At 68.7% G+C, this 16,377-nt stretch carries 12 protein-coding genes and 2 pseudogenes; 8 read left to right on the forward strand and 6 right to left on the reverse strand.

Annotation, left to right across the window (positions count from 1 at the left end; all coding sequences use genetic code 11):
* Positions 1 to 30 precede the first annotated feature (30 nt).
* Positions 31 to 2,466 (reverse strand): YbcC family protein, encoded by a 2,436-nt coding sequence (locus AC1PK7_RS10325; RefSeq protein WP_481100720.1) that lies wholly within the window; start codon positions 2,464 to 2,466, stop codon positions 31 to 33.
* Positions 2,467 to 2,490: 24 nt separating this feature from the next.
* A complete protein-coding gene (locus AC1PK7_RS10330) occupies positions 2,491 to 4,062 on the reverse strand; it encodes a proton-conducting transporter transmembrane domain-containing protein (RefSeq protein ID WP_481100721.1) in 1,572 nt (523 codons plus the stop codon).
* Between the two features lie 107 nt (positions 4,063 to 4,169).
* Between AC1PK7_RS10330 and AC1PK7_RS10335 the strand changes: the two genes are divergently transcribed.
* The 3 genes from AC1PK7_RS10335 to AC1PK7_RS10345 all read left to right on the forward strand — a co-directional run bounded on the left by AC1PK7_RS10335 (position 4,170) and on the right by AC1PK7_RS10345 (position 7,443).
* Complete coding sequence (locus AC1PK7_RS10335; RefSeq protein ID WP_420009781.1) at positions 4,170 to 5,060, forward strand: LysR family transcriptional regulator; 891 nt, start codon at positions 4,170 to 4,172, stop codon at positions 5,058 to 5,060.
* 196 nt (positions 5,061 to 5,256) lie between these two features.
* The gene (locus AC1PK7_RS10340; RefSeq protein ID WP_043091274.1) at positions 5,257 to 5,712 is read left to right on the forward strand and encodes a MarR family winged helix-turn-helix transcriptional regulator; all 456 of its coding nucleotides are present in this window, start codon (positions 5,257 to 5,259) and stop codon (positions 5,710 to 5,712) included.
* Between the two features lie 45 nt (positions 5,713 to 5,757).
* Positions 5,758 to 7,443 (forward strand): FAD-dependent monooxygenase, encoded by a 1,686-nt coding sequence (locus AC1PK7_RS10345; RefSeq protein WP_481100722.1) that lies wholly within the window; start codon positions 5,758 to 5,760, stop codon positions 7,441 to 7,443.
* Between the two features lie 68 nt (positions 7,444 to 7,511).
* Here the strand turns inward: AC1PK7_RS10345 and AC1PK7_RS10350 are convergent.
* Positions 7,512 to 7,640: pseudogene (locus AC1PK7_RS10350) on the reverse strand (acetyltransferase); the annotation flags it as partial.
* A gap of 391 nt (positions 7,641 to 8,031) precedes the next feature.
* Here AC1PK7_RS10350 and AC1PK7_RS10355 point away from each other — a divergent pair.
* Positions 8,032 to 10,197 (forward strand): hybrid sensor histidine kinase/response regulator, encoded by a 2,166-nt coding sequence (locus AC1PK7_RS10355; protein ID WP_481100723.1) that lies wholly within the window; start codon positions 8,032 to 8,034, stop codon positions 10,195 to 10,197.
* Between the two features lie 160 nt (positions 10,198 to 10,357).
* Here AC1PK7_RS10355 and AC1PK7_RS10360 read toward each other — a convergent pair whose 3' ends face one another.
* Positions 10,358 to 11,266 (reverse strand): NAD(P)/FAD-dependent oxidoreductase, encoded by a 909-nt coding sequence (locus AC1PK7_RS10360; RefSeq protein WP_481100724.1) that lies wholly within the window; start codon positions 11,264 to 11,266, stop codon positions 10,358 to 10,360.
* Between the two features lie 2 nt (positions 11,267 to 11,268).
* Positions 11,269 to 11,712 (reverse strand): Rrf2 family transcriptional regulator, encoded by a 444-nt coding sequence (locus AC1PK7_RS10365; RefSeq protein WP_153750518.1) that lies wholly within the window; start codon positions 11,710 to 11,712, stop codon positions 11,269 to 11,271.
* 316 nt (positions 11,713 to 12,028) lie between these two features.
* On the opposite strand from AC1PK7_RS10365, the gene AC1PK7_RS10370 reads away from it, so the two are divergent.
* Positions 12,029 to 12,454 carry a hypothetical protein gene (locus AC1PK7_RS10370; protein ID WP_481100725.1) on the forward strand — a complete coding sequence of 142 codons (426 nt, stop codon included), beginning with the start codon at positions 12,029 to 12,031 and terminating at the stop codon, positions 12,452 to 12,454.
* Here the strand turns inward: AC1PK7_RS10370 and AC1PK7_RS10375 are convergent.
* The gene (locus AC1PK7_RS10375; protein WP_481100726.1) at positions 12,438 to 13,952 is read right to left on the reverse strand and encodes an MASE1 domain-containing protein; all 1,515 of its coding nucleotides are present in this window, start codon (positions 13,950 to 13,952) and stop codon (positions 12,438 to 12,440) included. The genes AC1PK7_RS10370 and AC1PK7_RS10375 overlap by 17 nt on opposite strands.
* A gap of 469 nt (positions 13,953 to 14,421) precedes the next feature.
* Between AC1PK7_RS10375 and AC1PK7_RS10380 the strand changes: the two are divergent.
* From AC1PK7_RS10380 to AC1PK7_RS10390, 3 genes and pseudogenes are all read left to right on the forward strand, one after another.
* A pseudogene (locus AC1PK7_RS10380) lies at positions 14,422 to 15,090 on the forward strand (helix-turn-helix domain-containing protein); the annotation flags it as partial.
* Between the two features lie 103 nt (positions 15,091 to 15,193).
* Positions 15,194 to 15,709, forward strand: coding sequence for a VOC family protein (locus AC1PK7_RS10385; RefSeq protein ID WP_481100727.1), 516 nt, complete (start codon positions 15,194 to 15,196; stop codon positions 15,707 to 15,709).
* Positions 15,710 to 15,936: 227 nt separating this feature from the next.
* Entirely contained in the window at positions 15,937 to 16,302 is a 366-nt protein-coding gene (locus AC1PK7_RS10390; RefSeq protein WP_481100728.1) for a nuclear transport factor 2 family protein, read from the forward strand.
* Positions 16,303 to 16,377 lie beyond the last annotated feature (75 nt).

The raw sequence follows: 16,377 nt of genomic DNA on the forward strand, positions 1-16,377 counted from the left end.
TCGGGAAGGGCGGGCTGAGAAAACGCGCCGTCAGGCCACCGCCGGTACCGGATTGCGCGTGGAAGATGCATCGCCAGGACACACCTCCCAGCGCAGATCGCCGGTGTAGCGACACGCCATGCGGCCCTGGTCGTCCAGCGCGAAGAGATGCAGCCAGCGATTGTCGAACAGCGCGCGAACCTGCGGATGGCGTTCGAGGATGCCGGTGATTGCCTCGGTCGGTGCCTCGATCAGTACCGACAGCCGCAGCGGTTCGTGGATCAGCCGTTCGCCGTCGTGGACCGACTGCCAGGGGAGTCCGCCGCGCAGCAGGCCGCCGTTGCCCTCGACCACGCCGATGCCGCCGGTGACGTTGTGCAGCAGCTTGTTGCCGGCGCCGAAGACCTCGGGTGCGACAGTCGATCCGTAGTACTGCAGGCTGATCCAGCTGGCGACAACGACCGGGGCGGTCAGGATCAGCTCCAGCACGCCGAAACCTTCGTCGCGGCGCCAGTCGTAGTCGTGCAGGAAGGCGCGTCCTGCCAGGTCGCGCCCGGCCGTGCGGGCGCGCGGCGCGGCGATGAAGGCCTGGCAGCCGGCCAGGGCCCATTCCGGGCGCAGTTCGGCCCAGTCGCGGGAGCGAGGCGCGATGTCCTGGCTGCGCTGTGCGCGTGGCAGGCGCAGGGCGCGCTCGCCGCGCGCCAGCGCGCCGGCGGCGTGCAGCCAACGCGCCGCCTGGTCGATGTCGGCGGCATGGTCGGGCGAAGGATGGTCGGCGCTGTACAGCGTGACCGCATCGGTCGTGGTGTCGTGCAGTGCGCCGACGAACAACGTATCGGCCGGGATCGCGATGCCGCGTTCGGGGAGACCGGCGCGTACCGCGGAGTCGTTGAGCAGCGCGGCCAGCAGCCGCGCGTTCACTTCGCCGGAATAGCCACCGCAGGCGCCGCAGTGCAGGGCGCTGGCGTGCGGATTGTTGACCACGTTTGCGCCGTGGCCGGCGATCACGACGAGTCGGGCGAACCCGCTGGTGAGCGACATCGCGGTGAGGATGCGCGTGGCCATGGTCAGTCGCGTGTCGAGGTCGAGCGCCTCGGCCGGGCGCGGCGCGGGATCGTTCGGCGCCGAGCGGCGCGTCAGCCCCAAGCCATCGCGCAGCAGCTTGGCGACGTAGATCGGGCCGGTGGCCTCGACGAAGGCGAACGAGGAAATGGCGGCCAGCTTGAAGCGTCCCCAGGCACGCTTCGCGCGGGCCATGATCCGTGCGGAGAGGTCCGCCTCGGCCACCGAGGCCGTCGCCGCTCCCGCGCAGGTGTGCAACGCTGGCGTCAGCAGCACCGGAAGGCGTGCCTCGACCACGTCCGAGGCGAACCGGCGATAGCCGATGCCCAGCCCGAAGAATCCGGCGAATCCCAGGGTCTGGACGCCGGCATCCAGGCTTTCCAGCGCGCGGCGGAACACTTCCGAGCGCACGTCGATGCAGAAGGCCATCTGCAGCTTCATCCGGTCGGGCGTCGCCGGGAGCGGGGCGGGTGACGCAAGCAGCGCGTCGAGCCGCCGCTGCGCCGCGCGTTCGGCCGCTTCCTGCAGGAGGCCGTCGACGACATCGTCCGGCGTCGCCGCCACCGGCGCGCTGTAGGCGTCGATGGCGCTTCGCCACTGCGGCGCGATCGCCGCACCGAACTTGCCCAGCAGCGCGGCGTCCCAACTGATGCGGATGGCGAGCAGGTCGGTGACGCAGGCATCGGTTCCGCCGCTCAACTCCGCTTGCCAGAGCCGATACCGCGCAACCTGGCTCCAGCCGCCCAGCGTGGTCAGCAGGCGGTGGAAATAGCCCTCCAGCGCGTCTGGCGCGAGGCCGAGGCGGGCGACCCCCTCGGCGATCGCCTCTTCGGCAGTCGCTGGCGCGTCCGCCACCTGCTGGGCGAATCGGGTGAGTCCGGCGATTTCCGGCGTCAGATCATGGGTCGCGACCAGTCGCCATGCGTTGTAGGCGCCGCCGGACTGTCCGGCGACCCACAGCGCCTGGCCCTGATCGAAGTAGCTGGCGGCCCAGTGTCCGATGCGCTCTTCGACGATGCCCGGCCAGTCGACCTGCGACGCATCGCGTGCCAGATCGGCGACGGTCGGGATCGCCTGCGGGGCAGGGCGCGTGGTTTCGATAGCGAGCTTCAGTGCGGCCACGCTCGGCGGACGCAGCGCCGCCGGCGCGTTGTGCCAGGCCGCCCGCAGATCCTCTTCGGCGATCTCGCCGGACTGCAGTCGCTCCGCATACCAGGCGCGCGGCATGGTCACGGCGATGCCGGCCGCGCGCCGCAGCCGTGCCGCCGCGATCGGCAGCGATTCGCCGGTCTGGCCGAGGAAGGGATTGACCGCCACGCTCGAGGCGAGCGGCCATAGCGGGGGAATGGCGCGCGCCGCACGCGCGGCGGCGGCGATGATCGTAGCGTGGGACAGGGGCGACGCGTCGGTGGTAGTCATCAGCATGGGGGTGTCCTGGCGGTTAGGGAGTCACGAGGTCTTGCGGACGGACCAGCCGCCGAGCAGGCGATCGAGCGTGGCGTTGGCATACAGGCCATTGGCGAGATGCACGCGCAGTCCGGCGGCGGCCGGGTGCGTCGCCCACAGCGGGAACAGCGCCTGCGCCACCGCCACCAGGCCGAAGCTCAGCACCGCCAGCGCCATCAGCGTCCACTCCAGCCGGCCCGGCGCCGGCGTTGCCGGCAGCACGCCGGCGGTCAGCCATTCGGCGGCGGTCTGCAGCGCGAAGTAGCCGACCGCGGCGGCGCTGGCGTAGAGCACGGTCTTGCGGGTCAGCGGCCGCGGCGCCGCATCGGCCAGGCCTTGGGCCAGCAGGTAGGCCACACCGAAGATCAGGATGGCGCCCAGGGCCAGCGCCTGTGGCGACTTGTGCCCGAAGCCGAAGGCGAATCCGAAGGCGGCGCCGATGCCGATGTAGATCGCCAGTGCGATCAGGAAGGCGCGGCCCACCGCGGCCCCATCGGGCACCGCCACCGGCCCGGGCCGGCGAATCGACGCCACCTGCTCGACCGCGCCGCCGGAGGCCAGGAAGGCATGCGCCTTGTACAGCGAGTGCGCGACGATGTGCAGCAGTGCCAGCGGGAACAGCGCCAGCCCGCACTGCAGGATCATGAAGCCCATCTGCGCGACCGTCGACCAGGCCAGCGAGGTCTTGACCGCGGGCTGGGTCAGCATCACCAGCGCACCGAACAGCGCGGTGAACCCACCCAGCATCGCAAGCACGGCGAGCACGCCGGGGGCCGCCAGCATCAGGTCGGCAAAGCGGATCAGCAGGAAGCCGCCGCCGTTGACCACGCCGGCATGCAGCAGCGCCGACACCGGTGTGGGCGCCTCCATCATCTCTGTGAGCCAGCCGTGTGTCGGGAACTGCGCCGATTTCAGCACCGCGGCCAGCGCAAACAGGGCGGCGGCCGCGGTCAGCGACCAGCCGTGCTGGCCGCTGCGGGCCAGGGTGTTGATCGTGGCGATGTCGGTGGTGCCCAGGCTGTTCCAGACCAGCGCGGCCGCACTCACCAGAGCGATGGCGCCGATGCTGGAGAACAGGCGCTTCTTGCGCGCGGCGCGCTGTGCCGCCACGCGGTCGGGATAGAACAGCAGCAGGCGATTGAGCGCGATGCTGGTGGCGATCCAGGCCACCACGACCTGAACCAGGTTGCCGGCCTGCACGAGCAGCAGCACTGCGGCGAGCGCGACGCACAGCCAGCCGGTGAAGTAGCCCTGGCGCGCCTCGCCATCGAGATAGGTGCGGGTGTAGCGCACCACGATCCAGCCGACGAAGGCGACTAGCAGCAGCATCGTGGTGCTCACCGCATCGAGCCGGACCGAGAGGCCGACACCGTTCCCTCCGATCAGTTCGCTGTCGCCGGCGCCGCGGGCGATCAGCAGCGCCAGCGAGGCGATGGCGACGAGCAGCGCGCCGAGCGCGGCACCTTCGGCGAAGGCGGGGAGAAGACGGGGGCGCCGGCCGCTGCGGACGAAGCCGAACACGGCGGCGACCAGCAGCAGGAACGGTGCAGAGAGCGGCAGCAGATAGAGCGACAAGGCAATCCCCTCGGATCGGGCACGGTGGCGGGCGGCGCCACGATAGCGATCGCTGGGGTCGAACAAAAATTCATTGTTTTCACGATATCGTTCGCTATTATCGAACGATGGCTGCCCTGAACTACAACCACCTGCGCTACTTCTGGGCCGTGGCCCACGACGGCAATCTCACCCGCACCGCCGAGCGGCTCAACCTCACGCAGTCGGCCCTGTCCGTGCAGATCCGCAAGCTGGAGGAGCGCCTCGGCCACGCACTGTTCGAGCGGCGCGGGCGGCAATTGCACCTGACCGAGGCCGGGCAGATCGCGCTGGACCATGCCGACGCGATCTTCGCCACCGGTGATGAACTGCTGGGCACGCTGCGGCAGACCGGTGCCGCGCGGCAGGCGCTGCGGGTCGGTTCGCTGGCCACGCTGTCGCGCAACTTCCAGTTGGAGTTCCTGCGGCCGCTGCTCGGCCGAACCGATATCGACCTGATCCTGCGCTCGGGCAGTGCCGGCGAACTGCTGCGGGCGCTGGAAGCACTCAATCTCGACGTGGTGCTGCTGAATCAGGCGCCGCCGGGCGACGCGCTGACGCCGTTCGTGACCCATCGGCTTGCCGAGCGACCGGTCAGCCTGGTGGGCACGCCGGACCGGCTGGGCCATGCCGCCAGCGTCGCCGACCGCCTTCGCCACCATCCCATCATCCTGCCGACAGTGGACAACAGCGTGCGCGCGGGATTCGATGCCCTGGCCGACCGCCTGGGCGTGCGCCCGCAGATCGTGGCGGAAGTGGAGGACATGGCGATGATGCGCCTGCTGGCGCGCGAGGACATCGGCCTGGCCGTGCTCCCGCCGATCGTGGTCAAGGACGAGATCGCCGCGGGCGTGCTAGTGGAAGGCGATCAATTGCCGGACATCGTGGAGACCTTCCACGCCGTGACCATGGCGCGGCGGTTTCCCAATCCGTTGGTGCGGCTCCTGCTGCAGCCCACCGCTGCGCCAGCAGATTCCTAGCGCCAGCGACGGACGTGGCAATGCCGCCGCCGATCCGTCGCCGGCGGTCGCTGGGTGGCGGCCGACCCGCCCAAGGCACCGCGACAGCACATGCCGAAGTTCAGCAGTCACGTCGTGCGGAGCCTTGGGGCGCTTCGAGGGACACGACGTGGTGAGAGCTATTTGACAACATGCTGTCAAATAGACAGGATGATGCATGGCTGCGGAAAACCTTCCCTTGCTGGTTCGCGAGCTGGTGCTGGCGGTGTTCGCCACCAACGGCCGCCTGGTCGACATGGGCAACCGGTTGGTGCGCCCGATCGGGCTGACCACCGCCTGGTGGCAGGTGCTCGGTGCGCTGGGCTACTCGCCGGTGCCGCTGCCGGTCGCGCATATCGCCCGCAACATGGGCCTGACCCGGCAGGCGGTGCAGCGTGTGGTCGAGTTGCTGGCCGAACACGGGTTCGTCGTATTCGAGACCAATCCGCACCATGCGCGCGCCAAGCTGGTGGTGTTGACGCAGGCAGGACGCGCAGCCCTGGGCGCCGCCGAAGCCGCTGTCGCGTCGCTCGACCAGCACCTGATCGACCGACTGGGTGCCGAGCGCGTCAGGACCGCCATCGCGGTGCTCCTGGACATGCGCGACGCCCTCGACCAGTCGCTGGCCGAATGAAGCGCGCAAGCCTGCGCGCGGCAGGATTCAACCCAAGGAGAGACCATGGCGCTTGCCCCGCATCCCGACGGCTTCGATACGGACGTCATCATCATCGGTGGCGGGCCAGTCGGCCTGACCACCGCCTGCGCGTTGGCGCACCACGGGGTGCGATTCCGCATCTTCGAGCAACGCACGCAGCCCAAGCCGCATTCGCGCGCCAACAATCTTTGGGCGCGCCCGCAGGAGCTGCTGGCGAGCATCGGCATCCGCGATGCCCTGGCCGAGCGGGCGTACCGGATCACCCGGATTAACACCCTGTTGAACGGCAAGACAGTGGATCCGATCGACATCGCGCAGGTCTCCAGTCCGTATCCGGAGGTGCTGTACAGCGGCCAGGACGTCATCGAGAACGTGCTTGCCCGGCAGATCGAGACCGGCGGCGCAGCGCTCGAACGCGGCCGCAAGGTGGTCGGCTTCGAGCAGGATGCGGACGGGGTCAGCGTGACGATCGCGACGGTGAACGACGACGGTGAGCCGGTCGAAGGGCGCCCGGTCGAGCGCCTGCGCTGCCGCTACCTGGTGGGCGCAGACGGCGCCGAAGGCTTCGTGCGCAAGCAGATCGGCGCGGACTTCGCGACGGAGAAGCTGCCCCACTGCATGAACCGCCAGCTCGACGCGAAACTGCGCTGGCGCCGCTCCACCGATTTCGATCACCTCTGGTTCTTCTATTACCCCAAGGGCTTCTGCGGCGTGCTGCCGGTGTGGGAGGGCTACCACCGGCTGTTCTTCCTGTCCGACGACGCGGGCATCCCCGATCGCGATCCGACGCTGGAGGAACTGCAGGCCATCGCGCGCGAGGTCACCGAGGACGAGACGCTGGAGCTCAGCGATCCGATCTGGATGACCCACAGCCGCTTCCAGCATGGCGTGACCTCGCGCTACGCCGATGGACGCGTGTTCCTGGTCGGCGATGCTGGCCATCTCACCTTGCCCGCGGGCGGCCAGGGCATGAACGCCGGGCTGCAGGATGCGGTCGGCCTGGCATGGCGGCTGGCGATGGCGCTCGACGGCAAGGCCGCACCGGTGCTGCTGGAATCCTACGGGCTGGAGCGCGGCGGCGAACACCGCCGGCTGGATGCGCAGCAGGAAAAGGGCTTCCGCAACAGCGTGTATCGCGGCGTTATCAAGGATACGGCCATGGGGATCGCCGCCAGTTTCCTGCCCAACATCGGTGCCCTGATTCAGGGCACCGACGATCTCCAGCAACTGTCCGTCGCCTATCCCGACAGCCCCTTGAACGAAGACCACCTCAAGGGATTGCGGGAGATCGTGCACCGACGCGTTCCGCATCCTGGCGACCGCGCACCGGATGCGGCCGTCATCGCCCAGGACGGTGCGTCCACGACGCTGTTCGCGCATCTCTACAACCCCGATGGCGTGACGTGGGGCTGGGCCTTGCTGCTGTTCGATGCCCGGCAGCAGGACGCCTTGATGGCGATGCGTGATGCGTTGGCGCAGCTCCAGGCGTGGGAGTGGATCCGGCCCCGGTTGATCCTCGGCAAGACGGTACCGCAGGCCGGCGACGCCACGGCGCTGTTCGACCTGGATGGGTTGGCACATGGCGCCTACGGCATCGAAGGCGATCCCGCGATGGTGCTGGTGCGGCCCGACGGTCATATCGCCTTCCGCGGCCCGCTAGACGCGCCGCAACGGCTGCGCGCGTACTGCGCCAGGATCTTCGGAGAGTAGCGCGAGCACCTACGCTCTCCGTATCTGTCGCCCCGTGCGTAGGCCGCGAGCGTTATGCCACAGTACGCCTAAGGCGCGTATTCAAGGTGGATGAGTGGATAGGGCTTGCCCTGGTGGTCGCGCGGGGACCGGCCTGTGCGCCTGAAGCCCATCCTTTCGTAGAAGCCGACAGCCTGATGATTCTGTTCGTTGACGTGCCTCGTCACGATCCTCTTGCGCATGACCGTGTTGCGTGGGTGCCGTCCAAGGCGGCGGCTCGCGCTGACGTGGAGCAGGTGCGCCGCGTGTCCTGCGGTCTGCAGATCGCATGGCGCCGGATAGTGCAGGGGCTGGACCTCGCGTGAGTAGGGTCGGGATCGGTGCCGGCGCGGAGCGCTGGCGCCGAGGGCTGCGTCCCAAGACATTCCAAACGCAGCTTCGGCCGCAGACCTTGATGCACGTCGCACACGCTTCACGCAGCACCTATGACAACATGGACTTCCGTCGGACCGTGGCAGCCGTGCTTTCAGCGGATCTCGGTTTCATTCGTGACGAACCGTCTCCAGTGTTATCCATTAACACCGCTGCGGCGATCGTAGATAGGTGCACGTGTACCGAGAACTGGCTCAGGCCCAGCGTGATGCGCAACTGGATGCGGAGCAGCGCAAGGCGTTGCTGATGATCGCGTCTGGGGCGCCCATGGCCGAGTGCCTGGATGCGCTCACCGATGCCGTCGGCCGGCTTGTTCCCGACGCCCGCGCCTGTGTGCTGCTGGCGAGCCGGGACCGCCGCACGATGGGCGATGGTTACTCGTCGCACTTTCCTCCTGCATTCGCCGCGGGCATCCGCGGCCTGCCGATCGGGGAGGCGCTCATCGGCACCTGCGGCACCGCCATCCACGAGGGGCATCCGGTCGAGTGCGAGGACGTGGAACATGCGCCGCAGTGGGCCGCACCCTGGCGCTCGCTTTGCCTGGAAAACGGCATCCTGGCGTGCTACTCGCATCCTGCCATCGGGCAGGGCGGCAAGGCGGTCGGATCGTTCTTCCTGTGTCTTTCCGAAGCGCGGCAGGCCAGTCCGTGGGAACGCAAGGTCGCCGAGTTCGGCGCGCTGGCCACCAGCATCGTCGTGGAACGGGAGCGGGCGGCCGCGCATCTGCGCAAGGAGATGGCCGCGCTTGCCCGGCTGCAGGAATTGAGTGCCGAACTGGTCGGGCCAGGGGAGTTCGAGCCGCTGCTGCAAAAGATCCTTGCCGCGGCCGCCGACATCTCGGGCACCGACAAGGGCAATATCCAGATCTTCGATCCGGTCAAGAAAACCCTGCGGATCGTCGTGCATCAGGGCCTGGGGGCGCGGCTGGTCGAGCATTTCCGCGAGGATGGATGGGACGCCAGTTGCGGGGAAGCGGCAAAGCAGGTGCAGCGCCTGGTCGTGGCCGACGTGGAGAAGCTGGAAGGTCTGCAGGGGACGTTGGGTCTGGAGATCGTAATGGAGGACCAGATCCGTTCCATCCAGTGCACGCCATTGCTCAGCCGCGATGGTCGGCTGCTGGGCATGCTCAACAACCATTACCGCTGGCCGGGCGGCCCCGACCCGGACGCGCTGCGCTACATCGACCTGCTCGCCCGGCAGGCCGCCGAACTGGTGGAGCGCCATCAGATCGAGGCGGAGCTGGCGCAGGAGCGGCGACGCAAGGACGAGTTCCTGGCCATGCTCGCGCACGAACTGCGTAATCCGCTGGCGCCGTTGCGCAACATGCTGGAAGTGCTCAAGCGCTCGCATGGCAACGAAGCGCTGTCGCGGAAGGCGCAGGAGGTCATGGAGCGGCAGGTGCGGCATCTGATGCGGCTGGTGGACGATCTGCTCGACGTCAACCGCATCAAGCAGGGCAAGCTGGAGCTGCGGCGCGAGCCGCTGCTGCTGGCAGAGGTGATCCAGCAGGCGGTCGAGGTCTGCCGTCCTGCGCTGGACCAGCAGCGGCATCGGTTGCGTGTGGTGTTGCCGGAGGCGCCGCTGCCGCTGCAGGGCGATCCGATTCGTCTGACCCAGGTGTTCGGAAACCTGCTCACCAATGCGTGCAAGTACACGCCTCCCGGGGGAGACATCGAGGTTCGGGTCGACGCGATCGAGGGCAGCGCCGAAGTCGTGGTGCAGGACAACGGTTCCGGCATCCCACCGGACAAGATCGACGCCATCTTCGAACTGTTCACCCAGGTGGACCGCACGCTGGAGCGTGCGCAAGGCGGGCTTGGCATCGGCCTGATGCTGGTCAGGCAACTGGTCGAGATGCATGGCGGCACTGTCGAGGCACGCAGCGAGGGGGCAGGGAAGGGCAGCACGTTCGTCGTGCGGCTCCCCTCCGACGCCGCGCCTGCCGCAGTGTCGGGCACGGGAGATGTCAGGCCGGCACCAACCGTGCGCCGTATACTGGTGGTCGACGACAATGCGGACATCGCGCTGGCGCTGGCCGCGCTGCTGGAACTGGACGGGCATGACGTGCGCACCGCCGGAGGCGGCGAGGAAGCGCTGGCGTTGGGCGCACGCGTGCGCCCGGAGGTGATCCTGATGGACATCGGCATGCCCGGCATGGACGGGCACGAAGCGTGCCGCCGCATCCGCGACTGCGATTGGGGCAGGGACATCACCATCGTCGCGCTGACCGGCTGGGGGCAGGACGGCGATCGCCAGGATTCGGCGCGGGCCGGGTTCGACGCGCACCTGGTCAAACCGGTGGGATTTGCCGAGTTGCATGGCCTGTTTGCCGGGCTGGACTGACCTGGTCAGGTTCGGCGTCTGCAGCGTCCAGTGTGTGGAGCCTACGGGTGATGTGCAGCGCGGCTGAACCGCTACACGTGGCATGACCGTATCTACGTGGTTCGCTTGGCGTGGCCCGACATGGCCACCAGATCTGAGCAGGACATCATCCCGTGCAGGCTTATGCTGGCGGCGCGGCGAAGGTCTCCGGCCATACCAGCGAGCGGTGAACCTGCGAGCCTGCCATGGCGCCGCTGGCGACGGCCAGTGACAGCGAATGCGGCGCTTTCGCCAGGTCGCCGCAGGCGAAGACGCCGGCCACCGAGGTCCTGTGCTCGGCGTCGATGCGGACCTGGAGGCCCATCGGCGTCTCTTCCAGCTGGCAGCCCATGGCTTCGGCGAGGGAGCCGGACGGGACGGTGCGCGGGGCCGTGAACAGGCCGGCGAAGGTCAGCCGCCGGCCGTCGGCCAGGACCACGTCGGCATGCTCCTCGATCCTGTCGATGGGCGCCTCCTCGATCGCCACGCTGCGGTCGATCAGGCGGGCCCTGGCCGCGTCGTCCAGTTGCAGCGCATCGTTGACGAGCAAGGTCACGTTGCCCCATTCGGTGAGCAGTTCGGCCTGGTGCGCGGACAGCGGGCCGGCGCCGACGATGCCGATGCGGCCCTGGTCCAGCTCGTAGCCGTGGCAGTACGGGCAGTGGAAGACCGCAGTGCCCCAGCGTTCGGCAAGACCGTCGACGGCCGGAAGCCGGTCGGCGACGCCGGTGGCCAGCAGGATGCGACTGCCTTGGTGCGTGCCGCCATCGGAGGTGGTCACGCTGAAGGCGTCCAGGGAGCCGGTGGCGGTCAGGGCATGGGCGTCGAGCCAGGCCAGCGTCGGATAGGCGTCGAGCTGCTGGCGCGCGGTCGCCGCGATGGTGTCCGGCGGCACGCCGTCCTGGCCGAGGAAGCCATGTGCATGGCGGGCCGTGCGATTGCGGCGCTGGCCCGCATCGATCACCAGCACGGAGCGGCGTGCCCGCAGCAATTGCAGGGCGGCGGCCATGCCCGCATAGCTGCCGCCGATGACGATGGTGTCGTAATGCATGCTCAGTTCCTCGTGCGTCGTGCCGCCGCATGCCGGCGCGCGAAGTCGGCGGCCAGGTCGGCAAGGGTGATCTCCGAAAACCGCTTCAACAGCAACGCCTCGGCTTCTGCGAACGTGCCTTCCAGTGCGGCATTCACCGCTTGCTCCACCAGGCACGCCGGGGTTTCGTGGCGATTGCCGATGGCGAACAGGGCCGGTTCGCCCAGTGCCTCGTGCAACTGGCGCAGGGTGACCGTGGCCAGGTCGGCATGGATGCGCCACCCGCCGGCGTGCCCGCGGTCCGAGGTCACGATGCCGGCTTCGCGCAGGTACCCCATCGTGCGCCGGACCACGACGGGGTTGGTGCCCAGGCACTGGGCCAGGGCGTCGGAGGTCATGGGGCCCTCGTGCTCGGCCATGTGCAGCAGAGCATGCAGGACGGAGGACAGGCGGCTGTCGCGTTTCATGTAACTAATGATGTTTCGAAATGCGTGGCAGGTCAAGCACGCCCCGTATTCCGGGGCTGTCGATCGCGTTCAAAGCGGTGCGCCGCGACCAGCGGCGCGCCCCGTGCCCGGAAGGCGCGGCGCGTGCAACCGGATCCGCCGCGATTGCGGGTGCGCTGGGGTCGGTGGCAGGGCGTTTGTTCATCGTGGACAGGTAACGACCTGGTCGGGCGCCATGGCCGTGGCGCTGTTTGTCGACCGCTTCACGCCCCGGACCACGTACCTTGATCCAGCCTGAGATGCAGGCGGAATTCCCCGGATGGGAAAGGAACATGGAATGAAGACGAAGGCGAAGGCGAAGGGCTTGGCGATCATGGTGGCGGCGGGGCTGGCGTTGTCCTTTCAGGCGCAGGCACAGTCCTGCTGTCCCTCTGGCGGGCACGGGGTGGTGGGCAAGGGACTCGGCGAAAGCGTGCCCAAGGCGCTGAATCTGGCCACGGATTCGGCCTGGCGCGTCTACGCGTTCTCGCGCGATGGCGTGAACTACCTGCAGATCAACGACGTCAGCGGTGTGGTGCGTGCCGCGGTCGGCCGCATCGGCAAGACCCTGTGGGTGCTGCCGATGGGCAGTGACGTGGCGCGGGTCTCGCTGACGGCATCGCCGGCGATGCCGGGTCGGGTGATTTACCGGACTGCGGATGTGTTGGTGCGGCTTCGCGAGGATGCCAGCGGCGACGCCTGGGAGATCACCGCGGTGGAGTGAGGCCGGCGGCCTGGCTTTCGGACACCAGGAAGCTGAAGCTCAACGCATGGCGGCGCCGGCAGGTGCCGCCATGCGCCTGCAGGCGGACCGCCAGCTCGCGCTCCGGCGCCTCCGGGCGGCGCCGCAAGGCGCTCAGCATCGCGGCATCGGCGGTGATGCGGATGGCGATGCCCTGCCGCCCTCTGGCACGCCATACGCGCGCCTGCAGCAAATGGGTGTGGGCCACGGGCAGCGTCTCGATCGCGTCGAGGATGCAGCGATAGGCCACCAGTTGCAGGCCCAGCGACAGCCGCCGCGGATCGCCATGCAGGCGGCAGCGGAACTCCGTCCCGCACAGGTTGGCGAAGGTCGGCGAGTGCAGGGTGGGGTACAGCCCATGCGTCTCGATGCCGAGCGGATACAGTGCAGTGACGTACTCGTCCAGCAACTGCGCCTGGATCACGCCAGTGCGGGTCATCTGCATGGCGGCGGCATAATGACCTCGCGCGCGCAGGTCCTCCACCACGTCGCGGCGCAGCTTGTTGATCTGGGTGCTGAGGTCGGTGTAGTCGACCACGCGCCGGCGCAGCGTGCGTTCGGCCGACAGATAGCCGGCCTGTGCGAAGGCCAGCGCCTGCTCGCGCAGGCGTCCGTCGTCGCGCATGTGCCGATAGGCCGCGGAGATGCGCGATCCGAACGCGAACATCACCGTGGCCGTGGCGGCAAGCAGGATCTGCACCACGAACGCGTCGGCGTCGTGCATGCCGGGTGCCACGACCCTGGGCATGGACAACGCCACGGCGACGTTCGCCAGGACCACGCCGAGCGCCGCGCCCCGCCACCCATGGCGCAGCGTCAGCACGATCGCCGGGACCACCAGCAGGACCATCAGCAGTTGCCGCAGCAGCGCGTCGCCGGCCAAGGCGATCGATGCCGACAGCGCCACGACCACGCCGATCGACGCCAGCCCCTCGCGCAGCAGCGAAGCCTGCATCTGCGCAGGCTCGTCGCGGCGCAACCACAGCAATGCCGGCAGCACGAACATCAGCGTGCCGAGGTAATCGCCAAGCCAGTAGCGCAGCAGCACATCCAGTGGCGCAGGCCCTGTCGGTCCGCCCAGTGCGGTGTTGATCGCGATGTTGCACAGCGTGCTCCACAGCGCGGTCGCCAGCGTCAGCGGCAGCAGCCAGTGATCGTTGCGTGCCAGATCCGGAATGCGTTGACGCGCGATGACCGGCAGCAGCGACACGGCCGGCATCAGCAGGAACGGACTCAGATATGCCCAGGTGGCGCTCGCGCCCCAGGTCTCGCTCATCGGAATGCGCAGCGTCAGCAACGCGGCGGCTTCGCCGGCCAGCAACCACGGCCAGCGCCGTGCGGGCAGGAACAGCAAGCTGGCGACGCGCACGCCTGCCGGCAGATACCACTGGTCCACGGAGCAGCGCCAGGCCAGCAGGAAGGCGCTGCAGTAGGCCGCGCTCAGTAGAGCGCCTTTGGCGATATCTCGTCCCGCGGCCATCCCCGCCATCCGTGGTGTGTCGCCGCTACTGTATAAGCCGGCTCGCTGTCGAAGGTAGACAGTTGGCGGCGGACGCGACAGTGTGAGACGCATCGCAGTGATCGACGGATGCAGACGCATACCTGCTGTTTTTTCCTGGCCGTGCATTCGCGTTAGCGGTAACAGCGCTGCCGTTTCGCTCCGACACCCGGCATTCGATCCCGTGACCGCAAGGCCCGCGCGAAACCTTGCAGCGAAGCGTGCTGTCGATACCTTCAGGCGGCGCGACATCGTTTCGATCGGCGAGGGAAACGGCCTACCGTGTGCGGCCGCGCCCGCATCGTGTTCAGGGCGGCCGGGCACGCCGCTGGATGGTCTACGTCTACAAGCGGGGAAGGCGTAGCATCGCGCCATGGCTTCCGTGCATCGGCCTCCCGTTCCGGCATTGCGCGGCCTGGCGACATCGGTGTGGGCGCACGATCCAGCGCCGATGTCGGCAGCCGAACGGGCGCCTGTGCGCGAGCATGTGCTGCCGACTGGTGCCACGCATCTCGCCGTTCGGGTCGGTGGCGCTCCATTGCGGGTGTTCGACCACGTCGCCGACCTGCATGGCCATCGCCTGGGCCATGCGGTGGTGGGCGGGGTGCGCACGGCGTATCACGTGCGCGATGTCGCCCAGCCCGCCATCTCGGTCGGTGCCATGTTGCGTCCCGGCGCCACCGGCGTGCTGCTCGGCGTGCCCGAATCCGCGCTGGCCGGGCATCACACGCCACTGGAGCTGTTGCTGCCCGCTGGCGAGGTCGATGCGTTGCTGGAGCGGCTGCAGGTGTGCACCGATGCGCCAGCGCGGTTGGCGGCATTCGAGCATTGGCTGATCGTGCGTGCGCGTGGCCGGCCACCGATGCTGCATCCAGCGCTGGGGAGGATGCTTGCGTGCGCCTGGCATCCAGGGTTGCGCGTGGAGACCATGGTGCGCGCCAGCGGGCTCAGCCATCGGCATTGCATCGCCATGTTCCGGCAGGCGACCGGTCTCGCACCGAACGCATGGCTGCGATTGCAACGCTTCTCGCATGCGCTGGAACTGGCCTGCGACCGATCGCGGGACTGGGCCGAGGTCGCGGCCGCCAGCGGATTCGCCGACCAGGCGCATCTGGCCAATACCTTTCGCAGCGTGGCCGGCGTGACGCCGTCCGCCTGGCGGCGGATGGCCGACCCGCCGCACCGCGGCACGTGCCGCGCTGAGCGGGGTGCAGGTCAAATCCTTGCAAGACGCCGCGCTCGCGCGGCTGCACACTGGCTGGCCTGTCACCACACGAGGATTCGACATGGCCATCCACGAGCTCTATGCCTACCTGTGCGTGCGCGACGCCGCCGCCGCGATGGCGTTCTACGCCCGCGCGTTTGGCGCACGCGAACTGTTCCGCCTCACCGAGCCGGACGGGCGCATCGGCCATGCCGAAGTGGATCTCGACGGCCACACGCTGATGTTGTCGGAGGAGTATCCAGACATGGGCGTGCGCAGCCCGGAACACCTCGGCGCCACGCCGGTCACGCTGCACCTGCATGTGGACGATGCCGACGCCCTGGTCGCCCGCGCGGTCGCCGCGGGCGCCACGCTCGAGCGCGGCATGCAGGATCACTTCTATGGCGAACGCTCCGGCACCGTGCGCGATCCCTTCGGCCACCGCTGGCTGATCGGCCACGCGATCGAGGCGGTGACGCCGGAGGAGATGCAGCGGCGCTATACGGCGCTGTTCGCGAAGGCACCGACACCCTGAAAAGCCGGCCATTGCCCGCGCCGTTGCGCGCCTGTTCGCATTGGCGGGAACGTGGGTTGCCCGTCGTCGCGGCCGATGCGCCGAATCGCTGCTCGGGCCGTCGCAATGCCTGCGTGCGTCGCGTTTCGCCTGCGCCGCGGTGCGGCCGTCGCATGTACGCAGGCACGACACCGGCGACGCTAGGCTCGCGCCATCTCGACAGTTCTTAGACAAGAGGAGCCATCTCGATGACCGAGACGAACCAGGAGGTCCTGCAGGCCGCGAACGCCGCCATCGCCGCAGGCGATCACGAAGGATTTCTCGCCCACTGCACCGAGGATACGACCTGGCATTTCATCGGCGAGCGGACGCTCCGAGGCAAGCAGGCGGTCAGGGAGTGGATGGCCGAGGCCTACCGGCAGCCCCCGCAGTTCGACGTCAGCAAGTTCATCGTCGGCGAGGATCACGTCGTGGCCATCGGCCAGATCGCGCTCGCGACCGGCGATGCCGGGACATCGCTGTTTTCCTATTGCGACGTCTGGCGATTTCGCGATGGGCGGATGGCGGAACTGGAGGCGTACGTGGTGCCGCTGTCCGCAGCCCAAGACGGTTAGCCGCGGGCGCGTCCCGGCCTCGGACATCCGTTCGCATCGCGGTCATCGCCTACGCGCCTCCGTACGGCGCGGTAA

It is taken from the genome of Xanthomonas sp. NCPPB 3174 (assembly GCF_056725205.1).

What these genes read in the sequence shown, in the direction of transcription:
- AC1PK7_RS10325 (WP_481100720.1), bottom strand. Translation starts at nt 2,466, where the DNA reads ATGCTGATGACTACCACCGACGCGTCGCCCCTGTCCCACGCTACGATC.
- AC1PK7_RS10375 (WP_481100726.1), bottom strand. Translation starts at nt 13,952, where the DNA reads ATGGCCGCGGGACGAGATATCGCCAAAGGCGCTCTACTGAGCGCGGCC.
- AC1PK7_RS10340 (WP_043091274.1), top strand. Translation starts at nt 5,257, where the DNA reads ATGGCTGCGGAAAACCTTCCCTTGCTGGTTCGCGAGCTGGTGCTGGCG.
- AC1PK7_RS10345 (WP_481100722.1), top strand. Translation starts at nt 5,758, where the DNA reads ATGGCGCTTGCCCCGCATCCCGACGGCTTCGATACGGACGTCATCATC.
- AC1PK7_RS10365 (WP_153750518.1), bottom strand. Translation starts at nt 11,712, where the DNA reads ATGAAACGCGACAGCCGCCTGTCCTCCGTCCTGCATGCTCTGCTGCAC.
- AC1PK7_RS10335 (WP_420009781.1), top strand. Translation starts at nt 4,170, where the DNA reads ATGGCTGCCCTGAACTACAACCACCTGCGCTACTTCTGGGCCGTGGCC.
- AC1PK7_RS10370 (WP_481100725.1), top strand. Translation starts at nt 12,029, where the DNA reads ATGAAGACGAAGGCGAAGGCGAAGGGCTTGGCGATCATGGTGGCGGCG.
- AC1PK7_RS10390 (WP_481100728.1), top strand. Translation starts at nt 15,937, where the DNA reads ATGACCGAGACGAACCAGGAGGTCCTGCAGGCCGCGAACGCCGCCATC.
- AC1PK7_RS10360 (WP_481100724.1), bottom strand. Translation starts at nt 11,266, where the DNA reads ATGCATTACGACACCATCGTCATCGGCGGCAGCTATGCGGGCATGGCC.